Origin of the sequence: Paraburkholderia sp. J63 (assembly GCF_905220245.1) — a bacterium.
Classification (GTDB): Bacteria; Pseudomonadota; Gammaproteobacteria; order Burkholderiales; family Burkholderiaceae; genus Paraburkholderia.
In genome coordinates this window covers 270,573-295,187 of record NZ_CAJMZF010000004.1, presented here as the reverse complement: position 1 = coordinate 295,187, position 24,615 = coordinate 270,573, and the positions used below count along the sequence as shown (strand labels likewise).

Below are 24,615 nucleotides of genomic sequence, written 5' to 3'. Positions count from 1 at the left end.
CGACTCGCATGAACACGCTTTTGATCAGACTGGGCCCTGGCTTTGTCCTTGCTGCCTCGATAGTTGCCCCGGGTTCAGCACGCGCGGTGGAAATCACCTGCCCGGCGCGAATCACGACACAGCCTGCGGTGGTAACAGACGCCCCCAATGGATGGCAGGTGGTTCAGCGGTCAACCTCGCATGCAGTTCAGGGGGTTCTCGTTACGGTTGGTCAGCCACAAGATCGGGTCGATCTGAAACCTCGCATGGAAACAGTTAAGGGGAGCCCTTCATTTACGTGGGAATTCGATCCTGCGCAAAGCAGCAAGGGCCTTTGGCTGTCCTGCGGCTATGGCGGTTCACCAGTACTGCTCTCGCAGAAACTGCCGGGAGGCATATCGCAGTGTCGCGCCGATGGCCCTACCGTTGACAGCAAGGGGACGCTCGTCATGAACGTTAGATGTAAATAGTCCGCATTTGTAGCGCGGACAGACAGTGATGGCCCGTACGTGCCGAACGTGAGTCACGAAAGGCTCGTTCGGTTCAATCCGGCGGCAGTAAGAGTAGATAGGTAAGTTCCACTTTTCTGGAGTTTGAGATGGCACAAGATATTTTCCTCAAGATCGACGGTATTGACGGCGAATCGCCGGATGCTTCCCACAAGAACGAAATCGAAGTGGCCAGCTGGAGCTGGCAGGTTTCGCAACAGTCGAGCATGCATTCTGGCTCGGGTGGCGGTGCCGGCAAGGCAACCGTGGAAGATCTGGCATTTGACCATTCGGTCGACCGTGCCAGCCCGAACCTGATGAAGTATTGCCTGACCGGCAAACACATCGATCAGGCGGTGCTGACCGTGCGCAAGGCGGGCGGTAACCCGCTCGAATACCTCAAGTTCACGATGAGCGATGTGCTCGTCACGCAAGTGAGCCCGGCGGGTAGCAACAGCGATAACGGCATCCGCGAGAATGTCCGCCTCTCCTTCTCGAAGGTCAAGCAGGAATATGTCGTCCAGAACGCCCAGGGCGGCAGCGGCGGCGCCGTGACGGCCAGCTACGACATCAAGGGCAACAAGGAGGCGTAAGCCTCGCCTGGCTGTCGTGCAGGCAGTCCTGATGTAGTCTGCCCGGCGAGCGAGCTGTAGCTTTCGTACGGCTCGCTCGCCGGGCGTTTCGAGTCTTAACCCGATGTGCCTCAACACATGCGCCTGATTCCTCTCGCGACTGCCTGCACACTTGTGCTGCTGCTCGCCGCCTGCGCGAGCAGCGATCCCAAACCGCATGAGCCACTGCGGCTGGACCTGACGGTCAGTGCCGCCACAGCGGTCAATCCTGATGATCAGGGGCGGCCCGCGCCCATCGTGGTGCGCGTCTATGAACTGAAGACCGATAACGCGTTCAAGGCAGCGGACTATTTCTCCCTGCAGGACAAGGACAAGACGGTGCTCGCGGACGATCTCGTCAAGCGCGACGAATTCCAGCTGCGGCCCGGCGAGCATCAGACGATCCGGCGAGTCGCCGACGCGAACACGACCACACTGGGTGTGCTCGCCGAATACCGCGATCTGCCGCATGCCGTATGGCGGGCGGTTTATCCGTTACCGGCGACACCGGAGAAGGCGTGGTATCGCTTCTCGTCGCCGAAGCTGAATCTCACCATTAATCTTGACGCCGGTGCGATCAGGATTACCGACAACACGCAGAAGTGAAACGCAAGGCGGAAACGTAAATCATGAGCTGGCACAACAAGGTCGTCTGGAATGAAGGGCTCTTCATGCGCCCGCAGCTGTTTCAGCAGCAGGAGCGCTATCTCGAGCATTTCGCGCACAAGCGTACGGCGCCCCTTTCGCCCTTCTTCTTCGGCTTCACGCACTACGCACTCGATGTCGAGGCACTCGCGCTGGGCAAGGTGATCGTGAAATCCGCGGCTGGCGTTTTTCCCGACGGCACGCCTTTCGACGCACCGGGCAGCACGCCCCCGCCCGCGCCGCTCACGATCCGGCCTGAGCATCTGGAGCAGCTCATCTATCTCGCTGTGCCGATCCGTGTGCCCAACGGCGAGGAAACGACCTTCGATAACGCTTCCGATTCGCTCGCACGCTACGCGGTGTTCAATACGGATCTGCGCGACACCAACTCGGTCGGTCAGGGTTCTCAGAAGGTCCAGCTGTCGAACCTGCGGCTGCGTCTCGTGCCCGAAAAGGAGATGACCGATGCATGGATCGGTCTTGCGCTCACGCGTGTCAAGACCATCCGCGCCGACGGCAGCATTGAACTCGACGACACCCTCGTGCCGCCTGTGTCAGCCTATGGCGCAAGCAGCCTGCTCGAGAGCTGGCTTGCGAAAATCCATGATCTCACCCGCCTGCGCGCCACCGCGCTGGCGCAGCGTCTGACTGGCGCAGACGGCAAGGCGGGTACGGCGGCCGAAGTCTCGGACTATCTGCTGCTGCAGACACTCAACCGATATGAGCCGCTTCTCCAGCATCTGCGACGCGTGCCGACCACGTCGCCCGCGGACCTCTACGCGCTCCTCATCAGCATGGCAGGTGAGTTGTCGACTTATGTTCGCACCACGACGCGCCGGCCGCTCGATTCCCATCCGCCGTACCAGCATACGGCGCCGCATCTGTGCCTGAAACCGGTCGTCGACGACACCCACCAGTTGCTCAACGCGGTGCTTGTGCGCAGCGCGCAGAGCATCGAACTGACGGACGCCGGCTACGGCATGCGCAACGCCGTGGTGGATCCCGCCGAGATGTCCGGTTTCACCTCGGTCGTGCTTGCCGTCAGTGCGGCGATGCCGCCCGATACCCTGCTCCAGCAATTCGCTGCCCAGGCCAAGGTCGGTCCTTCCGAACGCCTGCCCGATCTCGTGCGAGGTCACCTGCCGGGTATCGCGCTGCAGGCATTGCCGGTACCGCCACGGCAGATTCCCTTCAATGCGGGCTATATCTACTACGAGCTCTCGCGTGCAGGCCAGCTCTGGGAAGACGTCGAACGCCGTGGCGGTCTGGCGCTGCACATCGCAGGGGACTTCCCGTCCCTGAAGCTCGAACTGTGGGGCATTCGCGGATAGCGACGGTCATCACAAAGGGCAACAGCGTGCCCGCTCCGACCTGATACGCAGACAAGGAAATGCAGGAATGCCACAGGCAACGATAGATCCGGTGGGGCAAGTCCCGGACGTCAACGAAAACCAGGCAACGCCCCGCCGTGAATTGCCGCCCGGCGAGTCTCTTACGACACGTCTTGTGGCCATCAAGGCTGCGAATAATCCGTTGCTCGAAGCTGCGCGCCTCCTGCTTCGGGCGCTGTCCGACATGCCTGAACAGCTCGATCATGAGCGGGTCGAGCAGTTGCGCGACCTGCTGGAGCAGGAGGTGCGCGCCTTCCAGAAGCTGTGCGAGCAGGCCAGCATCCGGCGGGACCACATGCTCGGCGCCCGCTACTGCCTCTGTACGGCCATCGACGAGGCGGCCATGCAGACTGCCTGGGGCAAGAACAGCAAGGGTGGCAAAGGCGATGGCGCCGGAGGCGGCGACGGCAAGGCACCCGTACCGCCTGGACGCAATCAGCCCGGAAAGGATGCGGGTACGGCAGCCCGCGACAGGGAGACCCCCGACGCGGGTGTCGAATGGGTGACCCGTGGACTGGCCACGATTTTCCACGAAGACCGGCAGGGCGGTGACAAGGTCTACCTTCTCATCGGCCGCCTGATGTCCGACCCGCAGGAGCATCTTGACCTGCTCGAGGTGATCTACCGCATCCTGAGCCTGGGCTTCGAAGGCCGCTACCGCGTTGAAGCGGGTGGTCACCGCAAGCACGAAGCAGTGCGTCAGCGCATCTACAACGAAATCATGGCGAGACGCGGCATCGTGCCCGTTGCCCTTTCGCCGCACTGGCAGTCTGACGTCAAGGGCCGGCGCGCGTCGTTCTACGACTTCCCTGTGTGGATCACGGTCGCCCTGCTTTCGGTCATCCTGCTCGGCTGCTTTGGCTGGTTCAAGTACGAACTGCTGGGTCGCAGCGCCGAGGTGCAGAAGCAGATTGCCGACATCGGGCATATGACGCCTCCACCGGCGCCACCGGTCCTTCATCTGAAGACGCTGCTCAAGGACGAAATTGCCGCGGGCACGGTCAGTGTCGACGAAGATGCGCATCACAGTTCGGTGACGTTCCGCGGCGATTCGATGTTCCGGCCCGGTGGTGTGTCCGTCAATGCAGCGATGGGGCCGCTCATCGCGAAGATCGCTGCCGAAATCGTGAAGGTGCCGGGCAAGGTCTCGGTGCTCGGCTATACGGACAATGTGCCGATCCGGAGCCGCCAGTTCGCCTCCAACGATGCACTGTCCGAAGAGCGCGCCACGCAGGTCATGCAGATGCTGCAGGCCGCGGGCGTGCCGGCAAGCCGTCTGGAAGCCATTGGCAAGGGCGACGCCGATCCGGTGGCGGATAACACCACGCCACAGGGTCGCGCACAGAACCGCCGTGTCGAAATCACGGTTGCGGAATAAACGGAAACATGAAAGCAGTCAGCATCCAGGCATGAAAAAATTCCTGTCGTTTCTGGTCTCGCGCCAGTTCCTCGCCTTTCTCGCGCTGATCGTCGTCGCGCTGGTGATCTGGTTTGTCGGACCCTTCGTCGCCTTCGGCGGCCTGAAGCCGCTCGCGGGCGCCGGCATGCGTGTGCTCGTGATCGCCCTGCTGTTCGCGAGCGTCCTGCTGTGGCTGCTCCACTTGTCAACCAGCCCGGTCGTCGTGGCATTGCTGTGCCTGCTGATCTGGTACGCCACGCCGCTGCTCACGTTCGGCAAGGCCCAGCCCTTCGCGCCGGAGTCGGCACGCGTCATCGCCATCGCGGTTCTGCTGTTCGTTTTCGCCGTGTACTGGCTCTTCCGCCTCTGGCAGGAGATGAAGAGCAACCGGTCGCTCGTCGAGAAGATGCTGACGTTCGGTGGCAGGAAAGACCCGTCGCTCGCCGAGGCCCAGCTGAAAGAGGTGAGCGCCATCGTGGCGAATGCACTCGCCCGCCTGAAGGCGATGCGAACCGGTGCACGCGGCATCGGGCGTCTTTTCCAGGGCAAGCGCTACCTGTACGAATTGCCGTGGTATATCGCGCTCGGCTCGAAATCGTCGGGCAAGACCAGCGCCCTGCTGAACACGGGTCTCGCGTTCCCGGTTGCCGAGCAGATGCAGCGTGCTGCAGGCGCTGCGCAGAAGGCCACTGCCAATGTCGACTGGTGGCTCACCAACGATGCGGTGCTGATCGACACGGCTGGCCACTATACCCGCCACGGCACGTCAGACCATGCGTTGCCGCCGCCTCCGGAAACCAGCAAGGCCACGGAGCGCAACGCCACCGACGCAAAAACGGAGAACGACAGGTCTGGGGAGGCAAAGGCGGCAGACGGCAAAGCCCTCGACGCACCGAAAGCATCGACCGCGTCAATTACGTGGGTCGATCCGGTGCAGGCTCGCCAGCGGATGGACTCGGAAGAGTGGCTTGGCTTCCTCGGCATGCTCCGGACACACCGGCCGCGTGCACCCATCAACGGTGCGCTGCTCGCCGTCAACCTCGCCGAACTCACGAGCCCGGACGACAGCCGCCGGATGGCCGAGGCGGCCGCGTTGCGCGCGCGCCTGGCCGAACTGCGCGGCGAACTCGGCATACGCTTCCCCGTGTATCTGGTCGTGACCGGCATGGACCAGCTCACCGGCTTCACCGAATACTTTTCGTCGCTGACCGCTGAAGGCCGCGCCCAGGCATGGGGCTTTACACTCCCCTATGGCAAGGAAACCATCGCGAAGGAAGGCGTCGCCGCACGGTGCCACTCGGAACTGGGCCAGCTCGCGCAGCGCCTCGAACGTGGCATCGATACCCGCCTGCAGGACGAATACGATCCGCTCCACCGTCGCAAGCTCGCCGCGCTGTCGCAGGAGTTTGCCGCCCTGACTGTGCCGCTCGTCGAACTGATCGAACGTGTGTTTCTCGATTCGCGCTACGATGACACGCAACTGTATTCGACACTGCGCGGCGTGTACTTCACGAGTGCGGATCAGGCCGGTACCGGGATGGTGGCCGAGCGGCGCACCATCGTGCAGCGGGTGATCGCGGGCATGAAGGCTCCGGCAACATCGCTACGGGAGGCGACCAGCGAAGGCTTCTTCCTGCACGACCTCTTCACGAAGGTCGTCATTCCCGAGGCGCATCTCGTGCGCCCGAACCTGCGCTGGGAATTCCGTTTCCGTCTGCTGCGCCTGATTGGCCACGCGCTCGCCCTGCTGCTCTTCGTCTGGCTCGCCCTTGGCCTGCGTGTGAGCTTCGGCAACAACAGCGATTACCTTGGCGCCATCGCGCGCAAGACGCAGGCGCTCGCCGCGCGTGTGACGCAGTTGTACCACGACCCGAAGTCTGAAGCCGTGCCCGATACGCTGAGCGCCGCGCGCTATCTGCCGACATATCAGGGACTCGACCTGTCGGATCCCGACAGCACTTTCCGCTACGGTCTCTATACGGCCCCCGATATCGTCACGGAAAGCCGCCACACCTACGACGCACTCGAGGACAACCTGCTGGTGCCGCAGATCGTGCACCGGATGGAAGACGTGATCTCGCAGTCGATCGCGAACAAGGATCCGAAGGCGACTTACGAGGCACTGCGCGTCTACCTCATGCTTTATGACAAGGCGAAGTTCAACGCCGATGACGTCAAGGCGTGGGTACTCGACGACTGGGCGAAGACCGACAGTGCATCGGTGTTCGGTGGCCGCGCCTCGATGATCGATCACGTCCAGCAGCTGTTCTCGGGCGATCGCGTGGTCCAGTCGCCTCTCATCCGCAACGACACGCTGATCCAGCAGGCCCGCGCCTTCCTCGACGGCAGCAATGCGACCGACCGGCTCTATGAGCGGGCCAAGGCCGCCATGATGAAAGAGGCGCCCGACGAGTTCACGCTGATCCGCGCGGTGGGCCCCCAGGCGGGAACCGTTTTCACGCGCGCAAGCGGCGCGCCGCTCTCGCGGGGCGTGCCGGGCCTCTTCACGTTCGACGGCTACCGCAACCTGTTCGACAAGCGCCTGCCCGAGTTCGTCCAGGTCGCGCGCGATGACGATGCCTGGGTGATGGGGCGCTCGTATCTCGGCGGCCTCGCCGATCAGGCTCAAAAAAAAACTGTTGAGCTTGTAGGTACGAACACCGGCGCGGATGATCCGCTGACAGAGGCCATCCGGCGGGAGTATCTGACCGAATACGCCCAGCAATGGGATGCGTTTCTCGGCGACATCCGCACGGTGACAGGGACAAGTCTCGCGTTCAACCTTCAGGTGCTGCGCAGCTTTGCCGCGCCCGATTCGCCTCTCGCGCGTCTGGCACGCGCGGCCGTGCATGAAACGACGCTCACGCAGCCCGTCGCCGCAGCCGGCGGGTCCCTGCTCCAGAAGGCGACCGACCAGATCAGCCAGAAGGCTGACTTGGCGCTCAGCATCCGGGCGTCGGAACAGGTCGAGCGCGAACTGGTCGACAGCCATTTCGCTGCGCTGCGCGAGGTCGTAACCGGCAACGCAGAGGTTCAGGCCATGGGCGACGCCGCCGCGCAGGCCGGGAAAACCGGGCTGGACGGGGTAACCAACCTGCTCAACGACTATTACACTGCGCTCACGGTGGCGGACAACGCAATCAGCAACAACAGCATGCCGCCGGCGAGTGACACGGCCGCGAAGCTGAAGATGACCGCGAACACGATGCCCGCACCTTTCCGCGCCGTGTTGCTGCAACTCGCCCAGCAGGGATCGCAGGAAGTCAATCAGGGCATCGGCCAGCTGCTTTCACGCCAGATGGGTGCGGTCATCGGCGATACCTGCCGCCTCACGATCGAGGGCAACTACCCGTTCACACCCGACAGCACGCGCGACGTGAGCATTGACGACTTCACGCGCGTGTTCGCGCAGGGTGGCGTCATCGATGACATCTTCGCCAAAACGCTTGCACCGTTCGTCGACACGTCGTCAAAGCCCTGGCGCTATCGCACGCTGCCCGGCGCCACCGAGCCGGTTCAGGGGCCGGACCTCGAGCCGTTCCAGCATGCGAAGGCGATTCGCGACGTCTTCTTCGGCGGCACTGGCCAGAACCAGATGACCTGGAAGGCCAGTCTTCAGGTGCCGGAGCTCGATCCCGCCATTACCGGCCTCATGATCGACATCGACGGCCAGACGATGCTCTACCAGCACGGGCCGGTCACGCCTTTCACGGTTAGCTGGCCCGGCCCTCGTGGCGGCGCACATGCCGAGATCACCGCGACCCCCCGTATCCGGCCCGAGACGTCAACCGCGTCAGCTGACGGCCCGTGGGCGTTGATGCGCCTGCTCGCAAAGGGGCACGTCGTGGAGACGGCCACACCAGGAAAGACACGCGTCGCCTTCGATTTCGATGGGCGCAAGGCCGTACTCGATATCGACAGCACCGGTAGCGTTGCCAACCCGCTCACGAGCGACGTCCTGAGAACGTTCCGCTGCCCGAGTTCGATGCCGGTATTTGGGCTCGCCGATAGCGGACCGCCGCCGGGCCTCCCCCCCCCGGGCCTTCCGACGGCGCCGGCCAGTCCGCATTGATCGAGCCAATACCTGGACACGATCCCATGAGCGCGACAGCACCCTCGCCGGCACCGCGATACGACGCCGATCCTGCTGCGTCGTATCGCGCACGCGTTCGCGCGGCCGAAGGCGCAGCCAATCCCCTGCTCGAAGCCGCCCGCCCGTTGCTGGATGCGCTCGCGAATACCCCCGGCGAGCTCGATGCGGCTGGCGTCGCCCGGTATCGGTTGTGGCTGGTACAGCATCTCCGGATGTTCGGGAAAGTCTGCGGCGAACTCAGGCTGCCTGCGGAACACATCGAAAAGGCACGATACTGCCTGTGCTCCGCGCTGGACGAAGCGGCGGGGCTGACCGGCTGGGGCAATGGCTCAAGGCCTGGCATGGACTGGCGTGCAACGGGACTCGCCACCACATTCGGCTATGACCGGCAAGGCGGCGACCGCGTCTATGCGATCGCCACGGATGCCATGCACAATCGCCGCGACAACCGATATCTCATTGAAGTCATCCAGCACATTCTCGAACGGGGATTCAGGGGTCGCTACCGGTTCGCGAGCGACAGCGAGCATCAGATAGCGGCAGTCCGCAAGCAGATCAACCAGGCCGCTGCCACCTACGCACCCTACCCTCCTGTGCACAGTGGAAACATGCTGACTACAGGGGGGGCGTACCCGGTCTATCACCTGCGGGTCGAGGCGCAGCCGCTATCGCAGGCTCCGCGGAAATCGCGGCGCTGGCTGGCAGTCGGCGCGCTATGCCTTGTTCTGCTTGCTGCCGCCGCCGGGTACTGGCGTTATACGCAGATCATGCAGGCCAGACCCACCCTGTCGCCATCGATGCACTAGCAGGCAGGCTCACGGGCCACCTCGCGAGCGAAGTGAATGCGGGCACCGTCACCCTGGCAGAAAACGCCCAGCACACCACGCTCACCCTCCGGCTTGAAGGCATCTTCGAGGCCCGCCAGTCGACGGGCAAGGCCGCGCGAATACGCTCGCGCCCCGGCGTCGACGCAACCATCCAGTCTTCGAGTTGCCGGCGCGAGCGCACGCTCAGCACGTTACCGAGCAGGATCTTCGTGACCGACTGCACGATGGCGCGCGGCGTCGTGGTATCGAGCGCACCGTCGTACTGGTTCGAGGCCGGCTCGTAGCGATCGGAGCGCGTCACCGTATCGCCAAGACCGCGCACGAATTGCGTGAGCCCCTCCGGGCCGCCCGCGCTGCGCATGAGCAGGATGGCCGCCGTGTTGTCGCTCACCTCCACGGCGGCCTGGCACAGCGCGCTCACCGTCATCGCGCCGTGCGCGACATTCGCCTCGGTCACCGGCGAGGTGAAGATCAGGTCCTTGCGCGTATAGCGCACCTGCCGGTCCGGCTGCTCTTGCCCGGCGTCGATGCGCGCAAGAATCTGCGCCGCGAGCAAGCCCTTGAACGTGCTGCACATGAGAAAGCGCTCATCGGCGCGATGGGCCAGTGTGCGGCCCGAGCCGGTGTCGATGGCGAATACGCCGAGGCGGCCGCCGTTGCGGCGCTCGATATCGGCGAAGGGGGATTCGGCGGCGCCGGCCGGGCGGGTCATGGCGCCCGTGCCGAGCAGGAATGGCAATGCGATAGTCAGATGGCGGCGCGTTCTGGAGATCGTCACGGTTGTTTTGAGGTTCTGGCTGGCGTCTGCGGAAGCGGGAAATCGGGCAGGCAACCGGCAATGTATCCGCATACGCCTTTCGCCGTCCGTTACGTGTATGCACGTGCGTGCGTGCGCCCAGGGTCGCGCGGGTCCCGAGGCATCCGCCGCACTCATGCAGCCACGCTGCTGCGGCCGCACTCACGCAAGCCGGTAAGCCCCGTCCCCGTCGCGCTCGACCCGCCCATCGGCCATCAATTCGGCCAGATGCTGCGAGATCGTCCGGGTCTCGGCGGACCGTACCCACGGGCTCTCATAGCCAGGCGGATACAGCAGCCGTTGCTCGACCAGTTGCTCCAGCGTCTGTGGCGCGTCTTTCAGCCATGCCAGCAGGCGCCGCTCGCGTTCGTCGAGCTTGGCCGCATACGCGGCGAGGTCGCGCAAGAAATGGTCCCGGTCCGTATACACGCCCCGATGATGCGAGGTCACCCACACCTTCGCCGGAATATCGGGCAGCCGCGCCAGGCTGCGGCGGAAGTCGCGCAGGCTCGAACAGGCGTCGCCGTAGTAAGGCCCGAAGCCGGTCAGATCGATGTCGCCGGTGAAGGCCACGCCTTCCGGCTCGACCAGCAGCACGCAGTGGCCAACGGTGTGGCCGGGCAGGTGGAACGCGCGAATGCGCGACTGGCCGAGGTCCCAGCAAGTGCCGTCCACGTAGCCTTGCGCGTCCGGGCGCGGCGCATAGAAGAAGTCGCGCTGGAGCAGATCGTGCATTTCCGCCGCGTCCTGCTCGCGCAGGCCGTAAGCGGCGAGCATGCCGTCCCAACTGCGGATGGCAGGCAAATCGGCCTCGTGCACATGGACCGCAGCGCGCGCGATGCGGTGCAGGGCGGCCATATGGTCTTCGTGCACGTGCCCCATGACCACGAGCTCGGTGGCGTCGAACTCGGCGCCGATGTGGTTCGAGACCCGCGGCGTATCGAAGGCCGCGCGCGTGTCCGAGCCGCGAATGAGCACCTGGTTGCCGTCGGGATATTTTCCGTTCTTCTCGCCGAACAGCACCGAAACGCGGCCGAAATCGGCGCGCGCAATGCGTACGTCAGGCGCGACGGGTACGTGGGAAGCGGGGTTGCCGGGAGCCTGGTCCATATCGATCCATCCCTCTGCAAATGGTGTTGACCGCAGTGGCGAGCCGCCCCTCATCGCTTCGAAACGCGAGTCACGCCTCGATCATGCCTGGGTCATGCCTTTCTGACGAACTCCGATTTCAGGCTCATCGCGCCAAAGCCGTCCACCTTGCAATCGATGTCGTGATCGCTGTCCACGAGGCGGATATTCTTGACCTTGGTGCCCATCTTGATCACGCCGCCCGAGCCCTTGAGCTTCAGGTCCTTGATGACGGTGACGGTATCGCCGTCCTGCAGGACATTGCCGGCCGAATCGCGATAGACCTTCGCGGCGGGCTCGGCTGCGGCGGCCTCCGCGCCCGCGGCCCATTCGTGGGCGCACTCCGGGCAAATATAGACGGCGCCGTCTTCATAGACGAATTCGGAATGACACCGCGGGCACGGCGGTAATGCGTTCATGGTTCGATTCTCACGCCTTTCGAAGGCGGTTGTTGCGGTATGGGTCGACGGAGGGTCCGGCAGGCGCGGCGTGCGCGCCTTGAATGGCTTACCGGCGCGCGCGCGTGCCTACGGTACTTTTCGTCTTGTAGGTCACGCCGTGCTGGGCGAGGTAGTCGCGGATCAATTGACGGACGACCTGTGAGGGCGTCAAATCCTGTGCCGCGCACAGCTCTTCAAATGCCGCCTTCTTTGCGGGGTCGATCAGAATCGTCAGTCGGGCGCTTTTGGTTTCCATCACGCGGGTCCTGGAGAGTCCAGATATGTTAATCAAATTATAATCGAATCCGGACGCCTCCGGAGACCTGTATCGCCGGCGCACGCCGGCGTTCATTACGCCGCATCCGCCAGCGCGCCGACGAGGAACTCGCTTAACAGCGTCTCCCAGCCCGCTTCGCGCACGCTGACCGAGGCCCTGTCGATGCAGTTCATCTGCGAGTCGAAGCGCATGACGCCAAGCTGTTGCAGCGGCGGCGCGGCGCGGAAGAAGAGACCGCTCTCGTCGAGCAGCAGGCAAGGCTTGCCACTGTAGCGCGCCGCCAGCACCGAAAGCCCATCCTGAACGTGGCGGGCAGATTCCGCCGGATAGACGAACACGAGGTTCACGCCGGCGGCGTCGAGCTGCTCGCTCACGGCCGCAAAGCGGTGCAGCATCTGAAACCCGCGCCCGCCTGCCCGGCCCACGCTCACGGCAATGAGGCCGCGCTCGCCGCTCGCCTCGCGCAGGCTCACGCGCTTCCTCTCATGAGTCAGCAACGGAACATCCTCGTTAATCATCCGACCTCTCCCCGCTACACCACCACCCGGCACGACGCGCATCCAGCCCTCGTCGGGGTGTAATTACATGTTAATCATCTTGGAATTCGATGTAAACGCCGCCGAGCCGATTCCGAGGGCTGCGTCTATCCGTCTCGTTGCGTGTTCTTGCGCGTTTTTGCGTGTCGATACCCTCTGGAAACGCGAATCCGGTTCTGATAGTATGATAATGTTGTTAACATATTCTGTTAACCGTATGCGCTTCATCCCGAGAGCTGCATGACCCATCGCGCCCGCACACGACCCGCCCCTCATGGGGACCATCCCGAGCCGCCGCCCAACCAGGGCCGCCTCAGTCCGCTCTTCGCGGAGCTGTGCGGCCGCCAGTCCTCGCCGGTCGTCCCCGTGGTCCCCGTCGTCCATGAAGGGCTGCGCACGCGCACCCTCTGCTTCGGCACGCTCGGCGCGGTCCAGACCACCATGCGCAAGAGTGACCCCTACGCGCTGCAGCTCCCCTACACGCGGGCCATGATGGCGTTTCAGCTGTTCCAGCCGCGGCCCGCGCATATCCTCATCGTGGGTCTGGGCGGCGGGTCGCTCTCCAAGTACTGCCATCGCCGCTTTCCCGAGGCGCTCGTCACCACCGTCGAGATCGACGAGCGCGTCATCGCGCTGCGCGACTGAACCCAGCGGAGACCCTGCCCGATGGAACCTCGCCTCGTGATCCAGCTCGCGCTATGCGTCGTCGCGGGCTGGCTCGCGCTCGGCTGCGCGGGGCTCGCGCATCTGCGCCGCACGCGCGTGGTGGCGCACGGCCTGTTTCCGGCTGGCGCGCTGCTCGGGGTGCTGCTGTTCGGGATCGGCCTCTATGCCATGCGCGGCCCCGAAGCGACGCTCGTCTTGCCGCTCGGCCTGCCCGGTCTGCCGGGCTCGCCGTGCTGTTTCGCGCCTTCGGCATGAACGGGCTCGCGGCGCTGGCCATGACGGCGCTGCTCTACCAGATCGCGAGCCATGCGGCGTTCAAGAGTCTCCTGTTCGTCGGCACGGGCGCCGTGCTGCACGCCACGGGCGAGCGCAATCTCGGGCGCCTTGGCGGCCTGATTCACCGCATGCCCTGGACCGCGTGGGCCGCGCTCGTGGGCGCGCTGGCGAGCGCGGGGCTGCCGCCGCTCTCCGGCTTCGTGTCCGAATGGCTGCTGCTGCAAAGCTTTCTCTTCACGCCCGGGCTGCCGAACGCGTTCCTCAACATGGCCGTACCGCTCATCGCCGCGCTGATCGCGCTCGTGGCGGCGCTCGCCGGTTACACCATGGTCAAGTTCTTCGGCATCGTCTTTCTCGGGCAGCCGCGCGAAGCGGCGCTGGCCCGCGCGCGCGACGCGGGCCGCTGGGAGCGCACGGGCTTCGGCTGGTTCGTCGTGGCCACGGTGCTGCTCGGCCTCATGCCGGTGCAGATCGTGCGCGCCCTCACGCCGGTCGTGCGGCAACTCGCGGGCGCCGATCTGAGCGCGGCGATCTCGGCGGGTGGCTGGCTGCTGCTCGCGCCCAGCGGCATCGAGCGCGCGAGCTACATGCCCGCCGTTTTCCTCGCGTTCTTCGTGGGGTGCTGCGGGCTCGCCTTCGTGCTCGTGCGCCGCTTCTATCACGGACGCCTGCGCCGCGCGGTGCCATGGGCTTGCGGCAATCCGTTCGTGACCGCGCGCATGCAGGACTCGGCGGAAGGCTTCGGCCAGCCGATCCGCGAAATCTTTGCCCCGTTCTTGCGCATCGAGCGCAGCGTGCCGACGCCCTTCGACGCGCATCCGGCCTATCGCGTGAGCGCCTCGGATCGCACATGGGCCTGGATCTACGCGCCGCTCGCGCGCGGCCTGCGCTGGCTCGGCGCGCTCGCGGGGCGGCTGCAGACGGGCCGCATCGCGGTCTATCTGAGCTGCAGCTTTCTCGCGCTGATCACCCTGCTCATGCTGGTGCGCCGATGATCACGCGATCCGGGGCGCTCTCGCAAGGGCTCGAAATTCTCGTGGCGCTCGCGGCCGCGCCGCTGCTCTCGGGCTGGGTCGGCATCTGCCGGGCGCGGCTCCAGGGCCGGCGCGGGCCGAGTCTGTGGCAGCCCTACCGCATGCTGCACAAGCTCTTCAACAAGGAATCGGTGCTCGCGCAGCACGCGAGCCCGCTCACGCGCGTCGCCCCCTACGCGGTCTGGGGCTGCATGACGCTGGCCTGCGCGATCGTGCCCACGCTCTCGACCGATCTGCCGCTCTCGCCCGCCGCCGACGCGATCGCGCTCGTCGGGCTGTTCGCGCTCGCGCGCGTGACGATCTCGCTCGCGGCGATGGACACGGGCACCGCCTTCGGCACGCTCGGCGCGCGGCGCGAGATGCTGGTGGGCTTCCTCGCCGAACCGGCGCTGCTCATGGTGCTGTTCTCGGCCTCGCTGATCACGCAGTCGACGGGGCTCACGCGCATCGTCGCCACGCTGAGCCACGGCCAGCTCGCCATCTATCCCAGTCTCGCGTTCGCGGGCATCGCGTTCGCGATGGTATCGCTCGCGGAAAACGCGCGCCTGCCCGTCGACAATCCCGCCACGCACCTCGAACTGACGATGATCCACGAGGCGCTGATCGAATGGGCCGCGAGCCTCAAGCTCTTCGCGTACTCGTGCATCGGCCTCGCGCTGTTCGTACCATGGGGCATCGCCGAAACGGGCAATCCGCTCGCGCTGCTGCTGGCCGTGCCCGCGTTGTTCGCGAAGCTGCTCGCGGGCGGCGCGCTGCTCGCGCTCGTGGAGACGCTCAACGCAAAAATGCGGCTCTTTCGCGTGCCCGAGTTCCTCGCGACGGCCTATCTGCTCGCCGTGATCGGCATGCTCGTCCACTTCCTGCTGGGGGCCTGAATGCACGGCCTCGCCACGCAACTCGTCAACTTCCTCGCCGCGATCCTGCTGCTGATCTCGTTCGCGATGCTGAGCCAGCGCCGCATTCTCGCGCTGATCCACCTCTACACGCTGCAGGGCGTCGCGCTCGTGCTGGCCAATCTCGTGCTCGGCTTCGTGACCGCCGACACGCATCTCTACATTTCCGCGGCGCTCACGCTCGTGCTCAAGGTGGGGCTGATTCCGTGGATCCTCTATCGCCTCGTGCGGCGCCTGAACGTCACGAGCGACGTGGAATCGCTCATCAACATTCCCGCCACCTTGCTCACGGGCATCGTGCTCGTGGTCGTCGCCTTCAACGTGGCGCTGCCGGTCACGCAGTTCGCCGCGTCGGTGGCGCGCGGCACGCTCGGCATCGCGCTCGCGTGCGTACTGCTCTCGTTCATGATGATGATCACGCGCGCGAAGGCCATCGCGCAGGTGATCGCGTTCCTCTCGATGGAGAACAGCCTGTTCTTCGCGGCGGCGGCCGCCACCAACGGCATGCCGATGATCGTCGAGCTCGGTGTCGGGCTCGACGTGCTCGTGGGCATGCTGATTCTCGGCGTCTTCATGTTCCAGATCCGCGAGCAGTTCGACAGCCTCGACATTCACCACCTCGAAGAACGCAAAGATGAGTAGTGCCTGGATTCTCGCGGCGGTGTTCGGCCTGCCGATCGTTGCCGGTGCGAGCCTCGCGCTCGTGGGCGCGCGCCGCCTCGCGCCGGACCTGAACGCCACGTTCAGCTTCCTCACGCTTGCCGCCACCCTGTTGCTCGCGCAACGAATCCTGGCGCATGGTGCGACTTTCGTGTTCGGCCAGGCGTTCTATGTGGACCCGTTCAACGTCTTTCTCGCGGCGCTCACGGCGCTCGTCGGCTGGACCACGGCGCTGTTCTCGAAGCCGTATATGCGCGTCGAGCGCGAACGCGGCCGCATGAGCGCGAACCGCATGCGGCTCTATCACGCCATGTATCAGCTATTCGTGTTCGCGATGCTGCTCGCGCTGCTCACGAACAACATGGGCGTGCTATGGGTGGCGATGGAAGCGGCCACGCTCGCGGCCGTGCTGCTGGTGGCGGTCTACCGCACGGCAGCGAGCCTCGATGCGGCGTGGAAATACTTCATCCTCTGCGGCGTGGGCATTGCGCAGGCGCTGTTCGGCACGATCCTGCTGTACCTCGCCGCGAGCCGCGTGCTGGGCGGCGACGACGCGCTGCTGCTCACCAGCCTGAACGCCGCGAAGGCGAGCCTCGACCCCGCCATCGTTTCGCTCGCGTTCGTGTTTCTGCTGATCGGCTATGGCACCAAGGTCGGCCTCGTGCCGATGCACAACTGGCTGCCCGACGCCCACGCCGAAGGCCCGACGCCGATCTCGGCCGTACTCTCTGGACTCCTGCTCAACGTGGCGCTCTATGCGGTGCTGCGCTGCAAGGTGCTCGCCGACGGCGCGCTGCAAAACGGCCTGCCCGGCCATTTGCTCGCGGGCTTCGGGTTCGTCTCCGTGCTGGTCGCGACGTTCTCGCTGTTCAGGCAGACCGACGCAAAGCGCCTGTTCTCGTTCTCGTCGATCGAGCACATGGGCATGATGACCTTCGCCTTCGGCCTCGGCGGCCCCGTGGCGACGTTCGCGGGCCTGCTGCACATGACGGCGCACGCGCTCATCAAATCGGCGATCTTCTTCAGCGTGGGCCACGCCGCGCAGAAGACGGGCACCCAGGCCATCGACGGCATTCGCGGGCTCGTGCGCACGAGCCCCGTCGTCGGCTGGGGCATGGTGCTGGGCACGCTCGCGATACTCGGCATGCCGCCGTTCGGCGTATTCGCGAGCGAATTCCTGATTCTCACCACGGCGCTGAAAGCGCTGCCGTGGGCCGTGCCGCCACTGATGCTGGCGCTCGTCGTTGCCTTCGCGGTCATCTTCCGGCGCGTGCAGGGCATGGCGTTCGGCGAACCGACGGCGCGCCGCCTCGCCTATCGCCCGGCGCTGCTGCCCGTGTTCGTTCATCTGGCCATCGGGCTCATGCTCGGGGTCTACATTCCCTCCTGGCTTGCGGCCTGGTATCGCGCAGCGGGAGTTGTTCTTGCAGGATGATTGATGCGGATCGATGCCTTTCACGATGCCCGCGACATACGCGGCCTCACGCGCCTTGCCGCCTTTGCTGAAGCGCCGGCGGCGCTCGTCGCGCAGGTCGATGCCGCTGCGTGGCTGCGCGTCGCCGCCGAGGTCGACGCAGGCGGCGGACGCCTGATCTCGGTCTGGGGCGCCGAGAGCCGCGACGGCACGCTCGCCATCAGCGCGGCCTATGCCGTCGACGACGGCCTGCTGTGGGTCCGGTTGCCGCTCGGCAAGACGTCCCTCAGCGCCGTCGAATACCCTGACCTCTCCGCGCTGTTTGCGTGCGCGGTCCGCATGCAGCGCGCCGTCCACGATCTCACGGGCCTGCGTGCCTGCGGCGCCGCCGACGTGCGCCCCTGGCTCAATCACGGCAACTGGCCCGCCGATTATTTCCCGCTGCGCAAAGCCGCCTCGGGCACCGAGCGCTTCGAATCGCGCGAGGCCGATTACGCGTTCACGCGCGTCGAGGGAGACGGCGTGCACGAGATCGCCGTGGGGCCGATCCACGCGGGCATCATCGAGCCCGGCCACTTTCGCTTCTCGGTCGTCGGCGAAAAAGTGCTGCGGCTCGAAGAACGGCTCGGCTATGCGCATCGCGGCATCGAACGTCTGTTCGAGCGCACGCCGGCGTTCGCCGGTCATCGCGTGGCGGCCCGAATTGCCGGGGACAGCAGCATCGCGTTTGCATGGGCGTATTGCATGGCGCTCGAGCGCGCGCTCGACACGGTGATTCCGGCGCGCGCGCAATGGCTGCGCGCGCTGCTGCTCGAACGCGAGCGCGTGGCCAACCATCTGGGCGACCTCGGCGCGCTCGGCAACGACGCCGGGTTCGCATTCGGACTCGCGCAATTCGCGCGCATGAAAGAGGACTGGCTGCGCCTGAACGAACGCGCGTTCGGCCACCGCTACCTGTTCGACGCGATCGAACCGGGCGGCGTCGCGCGCGATCTCGACGCGCAGCAGGCCGCCGCGCTCGTGACGCAGTGCGAGCGCATCGAGCGCGAGGTGCATTCGATGCGGCGCATCTACGACGATCACGCCGGCTTGCAGGACCGCTTCGCGAAGACCGGCACGCTCACGCGCGCCGTGGCCGCCCAGCTCGGCGTATGCGGACTCGCCGCGCGCGCGAGCGGTGGCACGATGGACCTGCGCGTCGATCAAGGCCCCGCGCCGTACCGCGAAATCGGGGCGCGCGCCGCCAGCGACGCGCGCGGCGACGTGGCGGCGCGCGTGGGGCTGCGCTTTCGCGAGATCGACGAATCGCTACGGCAGATTCGCGCGATCGTCGCGGGCCTGCCGGGCGGCGGCATTGCCGTGCAACCCGACACCGGGCGCCCGCCCTCGTATGGCGCGGGCTGGATCGAAGGCTGGCGCGGCGACGTGCTCGTCGCGCTCGAGACCGCCGAGGACGGCACGCTGGCCCGCTGCCATTGCCATGACCCGTCATGGCAAAACTGGCCCGCGATCGAGGTGGCGATCATCGGCAATATCGTTGCGGACTTTCCGCTCATCAACAAATCGTTCAACCTCTGTTACGCGGGGCACGACCTGTGACGTGGCAACTTCTCAAGCGGATCGCCAGCACCCGCGCGCCCGCGCAATCGCAGCCGCAGGGCGGCGACGACTGGCGCACGGAGTCCCAGCGGTTGCACCAGCAGATTCTCGACGTGCCTGGACGCGCGCTGTGCATCCGGCAAATCGATGCGGGTTCGTGCAATGGCTGCGAGCTGGAGATTCATGCGCTCGGCAACCCGTACTACAACATCGAGGGGCTGGGGATTCGCTTCGTCGCGAGCCCGCGCCACGCCGACATGCTTCTGGTGACGGGACCGCTCGCGCTCAATATGCGCGAGGCGGTGCGGCTCGCCTACGAGGCCACGCCCAGCCCGAAGCTGGTCGTGGCCGCCGGCGAGTGCGCATGCACCGGCGGAATCTTTAAGGATAGCTATGCAGTTTGCGGGCCGCTTGCGCAGCTGATTCCCGTCGACGTGAGCATTCCGGGGTGCCCGCCTTCGCCGGTCGAGTTGCTGAGGGGGATTTTTGCGGCGTTGCGGGGTTCGAGGGGGTAGTCGTGCACATGCCGCGCCGCTCTACTCCTTCCCCTGCCCCTCTTCACCGTAATAGCACAGCCGCTCGGACAGATCCTTCGCGGCCGCCTTCACGCGCCCCACGAGCCCCTGATCGACGAGGGTCTTTTCTATGAACGGCCGCGCCACGGTCAGCGTGACCGCGGCCGCAATCAACCCCGAGCTATCGCGCACCGGCGCGCTGATCACCGAAATGCCCGGCTCGAACGACGATTCGCTCACCGCGCAGCCCTCGGCCGCGTACTTCTGCGCGCGCTCGTAGACTTCCTTCGCGTTGCGCGGCGTATGGGGCGTGTAGGTCGGCAGCATCGGCTCGGGAAACAGCGCCTCGACATCGGCTTCGTCGAGATCGCCGAGCAGCACGTGCCCATGCACCGACGCATGCGCCGGTATGCGCGTGCCCACGTTCACCTTGATCGTGCTGAGCGTGTTGTCGTGCGTCCAGGCCTTGGCGACGAACACCACGTCGCGCCCATCGCGCACGACCAGATGGCTCGCGAAACCCGTGTCGTCGCGCAGGCGCTCGATTACGGGCGTGCCGATATCGGTCAGCGCAAGCGAGTTCAGATACTCGAAGCCGAGCTTCATCACGCGCGGCCCGAGGCGGAAATCGCGGTCCCGGTTCGCGCGCTCCAGATAGCCGAGCGACTGCAGCGTCTGGACGAGACGAATGGCGGTCGTGCGCGGCAGGTTCAAACGCTGCGCAATGACGTTGGGCGTGAGCACCGGATCGTGGTGGCAGAACAGCTCGAGGATGCGCAACCCGCGCTCGAGCGCGGGCACCAGATAGGTGTCTTCGGCCCCGGATGCGGTCTCGGTCTCGTTGTAGTCGGACATAACTTTTCTTGCTGACAGGCAGGCGTTGCGGCGTTCGGGTTTGCGCTCAATCCCGCGCGGACGACGCGGCTTGCGCCGGATTCGCGGCTTCGCGCTTCGGTGACGGCGTCGCATGTGCCGATTGTGCCGTATCGCCGGGCATATCGGACGGCTCATCGTCGATTTCGATGCGTTTCACCTCGCCGAGCAGGAACGTATAAGCGAGCGCGCCAATCACCGCGAATACGCTGACGAGACCGAGCGCCCAGCCGAACGAGCCGGTCTCGCGCAGGATGAACCCGATGGCGATGGGCGTAACGATACCAGAGAGGTTGCCCGCGAAGTTCACCGCGCCGCCGGTCATGCCGATCATGCTTCTGGGCGCGATGTCGCCGATCAGCGACCACGAGGCCGACGCCACGCCCTGCGCGAAGAACGCGAACGACATGATCGCGATGACCACGGCGTTGCTGTCGGTGAGCAGCGAAAGCGACATCGTCGGCACGAGCAGGAGGCCCGTGATGATCGGCGTCTTGCGCGCGGTGCCGACGCTCGCGCCGCGGCGCAGCAGGAAGTCGGACAGCGTGCCGCCCGCCACCACGCCGATCGACGCGGCGATGAAAGGCAGCGCCGTCATGCCGCCCGCCTTCAGCACCGTGACGTGGCGCTCGCTGATCAGGTAGGTCGGGAACCAGGTCAGGAAGAAATACAGCGACGAAAGCGATGCGAACTTACCCATGCAGATCGCAATGATCTGGCGGTTGCGGAACACGATGGCGAGCTTGCGCCACGGGAACTTCTGGCTGGCCGCGGCGCCTCGCGCGTTCGCCCGGCCCGCGGCGACCAGCGCCCCGCCGTTGCGGATATGCGCGAGCTCGGCCTCGCTGACCCACGCGCATTGCTCGGGGTCGCGATAGAGGATGTACCAGACCGCCGCCCAGACGAGCCCGACCGCGCCCGTCGCCCAGAAGATCGCGCGCCAGCCGTACGCGTGCGCGATCCAGAACAGCGCGGGCGTGAGCGCCGCCATGCCGATGTACTGGCCCACCAGATAGACGCTCGTCGCGGTGCCGCGCTCGCGCTGCGTGAACCAGATCGAGACCACGCGGTTGTTGACGGGAAAGGTCGGCGCCTCGGCCACGCCGACGCCCAGCCGCAAGCCGAAGATCGTCGCGAAGCGCCCCGCGAAGCCCTGCGCGCACGTGAACGCCGACCAGACCAGCACGGCGAGCGCATACATGGCGCGCGAGCCGAAGCGGTCGACAACCCAGCCGCCGGGGATGTTCGCGATCACGTAGGTCCACGCGTAAGCCGAAAACAGCACGCCGATCTCGACCGGCCCGAGCCCGAATTCGTGTTTGAGCAGCGGCGCGGCCACGGAAAGATTGGCGCGGTCCACATAGTTGATGACGGTCCCCACGAACACGAGGAACAGCATCAGGAAGCGCACATGGGTAGTTCGGGTGGCGGGCAAGGTGTCTCTCTCCTCGCAAGACGGTGGCGTTGAGGCTTGCGCCCCAATTAACCACGTATGGCTATTTGTGTCAGGAGTGGCGATCCTAGGACGCCGCGCGTGGCGCGTCAAGCGTGCGTCCATACCTGATCGATATATTTTTTTCTTGATTTCGCGCAAGAAGCGCTTTTATGATCTGACAAAAATATATCCAAATACTAACAAAACATCCACCTATGGTCATTGCTTGCCCAAGCGCGGTTCACGGCGCGGGGGCTTGCGCCTGAACGGTCAACAACATGAAAAAACACTTTCTTCTCGCCGGATGCGGCTTGCTGGCAAGCACGCTCGCTCACGCACAGAGTTCGGTCACGCTTTGGGGACAGGTCGACTCCGGACTCACCTACATCAGCAACAAGAAGGGCGGATCGTCTTTCGGGACGGCGTCGGGGATTGGATCGCCCACGCGCTGGGGCTTGACGGGCAAGGAGGACCTGGGCGGCGGCTATCAGGCCATCTTCATGCTCGAGAGCGGCTTCAACATCAACACGGGCACGCTCATCAAGCCGAACACGCTGTTCGACCGCAACGCTTATGTGGGTCTGGACAGCCCGTATGGCACGCTCACATTCGGGCGTCAGTCGGATCTGATGGATGACGTCGCGATCCGCTATTCCAACGCGTTCTGGAATCGCAATCTCTATGCATTCCATGCGGGCAATCTCGACAGCCTCACGAACGGCTATCAGATCGAAAACGCCGTGAAGTACAAGAGCCCCGACTTCTACGGCTTCCACGCGGGCGGCATGTACGGCTTCACGGGCTCGGACGCGACCGGCCACACGGCGGGCGGCTACCTGACCTACGACTACGGCCCGCTCTCGGCCGGCGTGGTCTACATGACGACGAAGCGGCGCGTGCTCGATCTGTACACCTACTTCGGCTTCACGAGCTTCCTCGGCCAGACGCTTTCCGCCACGCAGACGTTCCAGTCGAACGAGGTGAACAATCTCGGCATTGGCGCGACGTGGAAGTTCAGCGACGCGCTCTCGGCCAACGCGCTCTACACGCGCACCGACATCAAGGGCGCGAGTGCCTCGACGCACATGCAGAACCAGGACGTGGGCCTGCTCTACCGCTTCACGCCCGCCGAAGCCGTGACGCTCAACTACACGTATTCACGCATGGGCGCCGATCACTGGAACACGATCGAAGCGGGCAACCTGTATTCGCTTTCGAAGCGCACCCAGGTTCAGGTCACGCTCACGTATCAGAAGGCATCGGGCACCGATGCGACGGCCGCCACCTACCCGAACGGCAATTCGTCGTCGCAATCGCAGTTGCTGGCGCACGTCGGCATCACGCATTCGTTCTGATTGCGAGCGCCGGCCATCCGTCGATGCGGGTGGCGGTTCAGTTCGCCTGAACCGCCGCGGGTTGCGCCTCGCGCACGGCGTCATAAGCGCGCTTCATTCGACGCGCGCCTTCCCTGATCGCCTCCACATCGGGCGCGGCGAATGACAGCCGCAGCGAGGCGGGGTCAGCGGCATCGGCGAAAAACGCCTTGCCGGGCACGAAAATGACCTTCTGCCCGATCGCCCGCGCCAGCAGGTCCGAGGCATCGATGCCGGGCAGCCGGGCCCATACGAACATGCCGCCTTCGGGCGCCTGAAACTCGATGGCCGCTCCCAGTTGCTCGCGCAACGCCGAGCACAGCTCGCCGCATTTCACGCCATACGCCGCCGTGATTTTCGGCAGGTGCTGCTCCAGCGCGCCGGCCGCAAGGTACTCGGCCGCGACCGCCTGCGTCCACGGCGCGCTGCAAAGATCGACCGTCTGCTTGGCGATCACGCAACGCCGCACGATCTCGCGCGGGCCGACCATCCAGCCCACGCGCAAGCCAGGCGCGACGATCTTCGACAGGCTCGCGAAATGCACGACCCAGTCGCGCGCGCCGTCCACCTGTTGCGCCTCGGCAAGCAGCGAACGCAGCGGCTCGCCCGCAAAACGCAAGTCGCCGTAGGGGTCGTCCTCAACCACCACGAAGCGATGCTTGACGGCCAGCGCGAGCAGCGCGCGACGGCGTTCGGCGGCGAGCGTCGCGCCCGTGGGGTTGGCGAAGGTCGGCACGGTGTACAGGAGCTTCGGCTTGCCGCACGCGCCCGACTCCAGCAGCGCGGCAAGCTCGTCCACCCGGATCCCGTGCGCGTCGGTCGGCACCGCCACGATCCGCGCGCGCTGCAACCGGAACGCCTGCAGCGTCGCCGGGTAAGCGGGCTCCTCGGTGAGCACCACGTCGCCGGGCTCGACCAGCACGCGCAGCAGCAAATCGAGCCCCTGCTGCGAGCCCGTGGTCGCCACCACTTCATCGGCCTCGCACGTTGCGCCGCGGCGCGCCATCAATTCGACGATTTCGCGCTTCAACGCCGCGAGGCCGTCGGTCGGCCCATATTGGAGGCATTGGAGCGGAGACGCATAAGCGCGCTCTGCCGCGAGACGCAAGCCCTCCACGTCGAACAGATCGCTGGCCGGATATCCGCCCGCGAACGAGATCATGCCGGGCTCGCTCAGATACTTGAAGAGCTCGCGAATCGGAGAGCCCGAGGGCTGCTGAAACGGGGAAGTGAACTCGTACATGGCGTCGATCGAGGGAGTGGAGAA

General features: G+C 65.5%; 23 protein-coding genes and 1 pseudogene. 16 read left to right on the top strand and 8 right to left on the bottom strand.

All coding sequences use genetic code 11. The features are described from left to right. Positions 1–8: 8 nt before the first annotated feature. From U5775_RS39435 to U5775_RS07195, 7 genes are all read left to right on the top strand, one after another. Positions 9–449: an STY0301 family protein gene (locus U5775_RS39435; protein WP_415913522.1), complete on the top strand. Its 441-nt coding sequence runs from the start codon at positions 9–11 to the stop codon at positions 447–449. Between the two features lie 128 nt (positions 450–577). Further along, on the top strand, positions 578–1,060 hold the full coding sequence (locus U5775_RS07220) for a type VI secretion system tube protein Hcp (RefSeq protein WP_322057436.1): 483 nt from the start codon (positions 578–580) through the stop codon (positions 1,058–1,060). A 117-nt stretch (positions 1,061–1,177) separates the two neighbouring features. After that, on the top strand, positions 1,178–1,684 hold the full coding sequence (tssJ, locus tag U5775_RS07215) for a type VI secretion system lipoprotein TssJ (protein ID WP_322057435.1): 507 nt from the start codon (positions 1,178–1,180) through the stop codon (positions 1,682–1,684). Positions 1,685–1,707: 23 nt separating this feature from the next. Continuing rightward, entirely contained in the window at positions 1,708–3,054 is a 1,347-nt protein-coding gene (gene tssK / locus U5775_RS07210; protein ID WP_322057434.1) for a type VI secretion system baseplate subunit TssK, read from the top strand. 67 nt (positions 3,055–3,121) lie between these two features. Then, positions 3,122–4,492 carry a type VI secretion system protein TssL, long form gene (tssL, locus tag U5775_RS07205; protein ID WP_322057433.1) on the top strand — a complete coding sequence of 457 codons (1,371 nt, stop codon included), beginning with the start codon at positions 3,122–3,124 and terminating at the stop codon, positions 4,490–4,492. A gap of 31 nt (positions 4,493–4,523) precedes the next feature. Further along, positions 4,524–8,585: a type VI secretion system membrane subunit TssM gene (gene tssM / locus U5775_RS07200; protein WP_322057459.1), complete on the top strand. Its 4,062-nt coding sequence runs from the start codon at positions 4,524–4,526 to the stop codon at positions 8,583–8,585. Positions 8,586–8,611: 26 nt separating this feature from the next. After that, positions 8,612–9,412 (top strand): DotU/TssL family secretion system protein, encoded by an 801-nt coding sequence (locus U5775_RS07195; protein ID WP_322057432.1) that lies wholly within the window; start codon positions 8,612–8,614, stop codon positions 9,410–9,412. Here the strand turns inward: U5775_RS07195 and bla are convergent. The 5 genes from bla to U5775_RS07170 all read right to left on the bottom strand — a co-directional run bounded on the left by bla (position 9,372) and on the right by U5775_RS07170 (position 12,571). Then, positions 9,372–10,211 carry a class A beta-lactamase gene (gene bla / locus U5775_RS07190; RefSeq protein WP_322057431.1) on the bottom strand — a complete coding sequence of 280 codons (840 nt, stop codon included), beginning with the start codon at positions 10,209–10,211 and terminating at the stop codon, positions 9,372–9,374. The genes U5775_RS07195 and bla overlap by 41 nt on opposite strands. Positions 10,212–10,391: 180 nt before the next feature. After that, complete coding sequence (locus tag U5775_RS07185) at positions 10,392–11,339, bottom strand: MBL fold metallo-hydrolase (protein ID WP_322057430.1); 948 nt, start codon at positions 11,337–11,339, stop codon at positions 10,392–10,394. 92 nt (positions 11,340–11,431) lie between these two features. Further along, positions 11,432–11,776, bottom strand: coding sequence for a zinc ribbon domain-containing protein YjdM (locus U5775_RS07180; protein ID WP_322057429.1), 345 nt, complete (start codon positions 11,774–11,776; stop codon positions 11,432–11,434). A gap of 88 nt (positions 11,777–11,864) precedes the next feature. Beyond that, positions 11,865–12,053 carry a ribbon-helix-helix protein, CopG family gene (locus U5775_RS07175; protein ID WP_322057428.1) on the bottom strand — a complete coding sequence of 63 codons (189 nt, stop codon included), beginning with the start codon at positions 12,051–12,053 and terminating at the stop codon, positions 11,865–11,867. A gap of 95 nt (positions 12,054–12,148) precedes the next feature. Beyond that, entirely contained in the window at positions 12,149–12,571 is a 423-nt protein-coding gene (locus U5775_RS07170; RefSeq protein WP_322057427.1) for a hypothetical protein, read from the bottom strand. 279 nt (positions 12,572–12,850) lie between these two features. Here U5775_RS07170 and U5775_RS07165 point away from each other — a divergent pair, with 279 nt between their 5' ends. The 8 genes and pseudogenes from U5775_RS07165 to U5775_RS07135 all read left to right on the top strand — a co-directional run bounded on the left by U5775_RS07165 (position 12,851) and on the right by U5775_RS07135 (position 19,667). After that, positions 12,851–13,255 carry a hypothetical protein gene (locus U5775_RS07165; RefSeq protein WP_322057426.1) on the top strand — a complete coding sequence of 135 codons (405 nt, stop codon included), beginning with the start codon at positions 12,851–12,853 and terminating at the stop codon, positions 13,253–13,255. A gap of 21 nt (positions 13,256–13,276) precedes the next feature. Continuing rightward, positions 13,277–13,531: a hypothetical protein gene (locus U5775_RS39430; protein ID WP_415913528.1), complete on the top strand. Its 255-nt coding sequence runs from the start codon at positions 13,277–13,279 to the stop codon at positions 13,529–13,531. Further along, positions 13,492–14,547 (top strand): annotated as a pseudogene (locus tag U5775_RS07160) (proton-conducting transporter membrane subunit); the annotation flags it as partial. The gene U5775_RS39430 and the pseudogene U5775_RS07160, both read left to right, overlap by 40 nt. Next, the gene (locus tag U5775_RS07155; RefSeq protein WP_322057425.1) at positions 14,544–15,461 is read left to right on the top strand and encodes a respiratory chain complex I subunit 1 family protein; all 918 of its coding nucleotides are present in this window, start codon (positions 14,544–14,546) and stop codon (positions 15,459–15,461) included. The pseudogene U5775_RS07160 and the gene U5775_RS07155, both read left to right, overlap by 4 nt. Continuing rightward, entirely contained in the window at positions 15,462–16,121 is a 660-nt protein-coding gene (locus U5775_RS07150) for a formate hydrogenlyase (protein ID WP_322057424.1), read from the top strand. Then, positions 16,114–17,574: a hydrogenase 4 subunit F gene (locus tag U5775_RS07145; protein WP_322057423.1), complete on the top strand. Its 1,461-nt coding sequence runs from the start codon at positions 16,114–16,116 to the stop codon at positions 17,572–17,574. The genes U5775_RS07150 and U5775_RS07145 overlap by 8 nt, the downstream gene beginning before the upstream one ends. A gap of 3 nt (positions 17,575–17,577) precedes the next feature. After that, complete coding sequence (locus tag U5775_RS07140) at positions 17,578–19,152, top strand: NADH-quinone oxidoreductase subunit C (protein WP_322057422.1); 1,575 nt, start codon at positions 17,578–17,580, stop codon at positions 19,150–19,152. Further along, positions 19,149–19,667 (top strand): NADH-quinone oxidoreductase subunit B family protein, encoded by a 519-nt coding sequence (locus U5775_RS07135; protein WP_322057421.1) that lies wholly within the window; start codon positions 19,149–19,151, stop codon positions 19,665–19,667. The genes U5775_RS07140 and U5775_RS07135 overlap by 4 nt, the downstream gene beginning before the upstream one ends. 21 nt (positions 19,668–19,688) lie before the next feature. Here U5775_RS07135 and U5775_RS07130 read toward each other — a convergent pair whose 3' ends face one another. Both U5775_RS07130 and U5775_RS07125 read right to left on the bottom strand, forming a co-directional pair. Continuing rightward, positions 19,689–20,522, bottom strand: coding sequence for an IclR family transcriptional regulator (locus tag U5775_RS07130; RefSeq protein WP_322057420.1), 834 nt, complete (start codon positions 20,520–20,522; stop codon positions 19,689–19,691). A gap of 46 nt (positions 20,523–20,568) precedes the next feature. Next, on the bottom strand, positions 20,569–21,939 hold the full coding sequence (locus U5775_RS07125) for an MFS transporter (protein WP_415913527.1): 1,371 nt from the start codon (positions 21,937–21,939) through the stop codon (positions 20,569–20,571). Positions 21,940–22,253: 314 nt separating this feature from the next. On the opposite strand from U5775_RS07125, the gene U5775_RS07120 reads away from it, so the two are divergent. Next, a complete protein-coding gene (locus U5775_RS07120; RefSeq protein ID WP_322057418.1) occupies positions 22,254–23,330 on the top strand; it encodes a porin in 1,077 nt (358 codons plus the stop codon). A 37-nt stretch (positions 23,331–23,367) separates the two neighbouring features. On the opposite strand, the gene U5775_RS07115 is transcribed toward U5775_RS07120, so the two are convergent. Further along, entirely contained in the window at positions 23,368–24,591 is a 1,224-nt protein-coding gene (locus tag U5775_RS07115; RefSeq protein WP_322057417.1) for a PLP-dependent aminotransferase family protein, read from the bottom strand. Positions 24,592–24,615 lie beyond the last annotated feature (24 nt).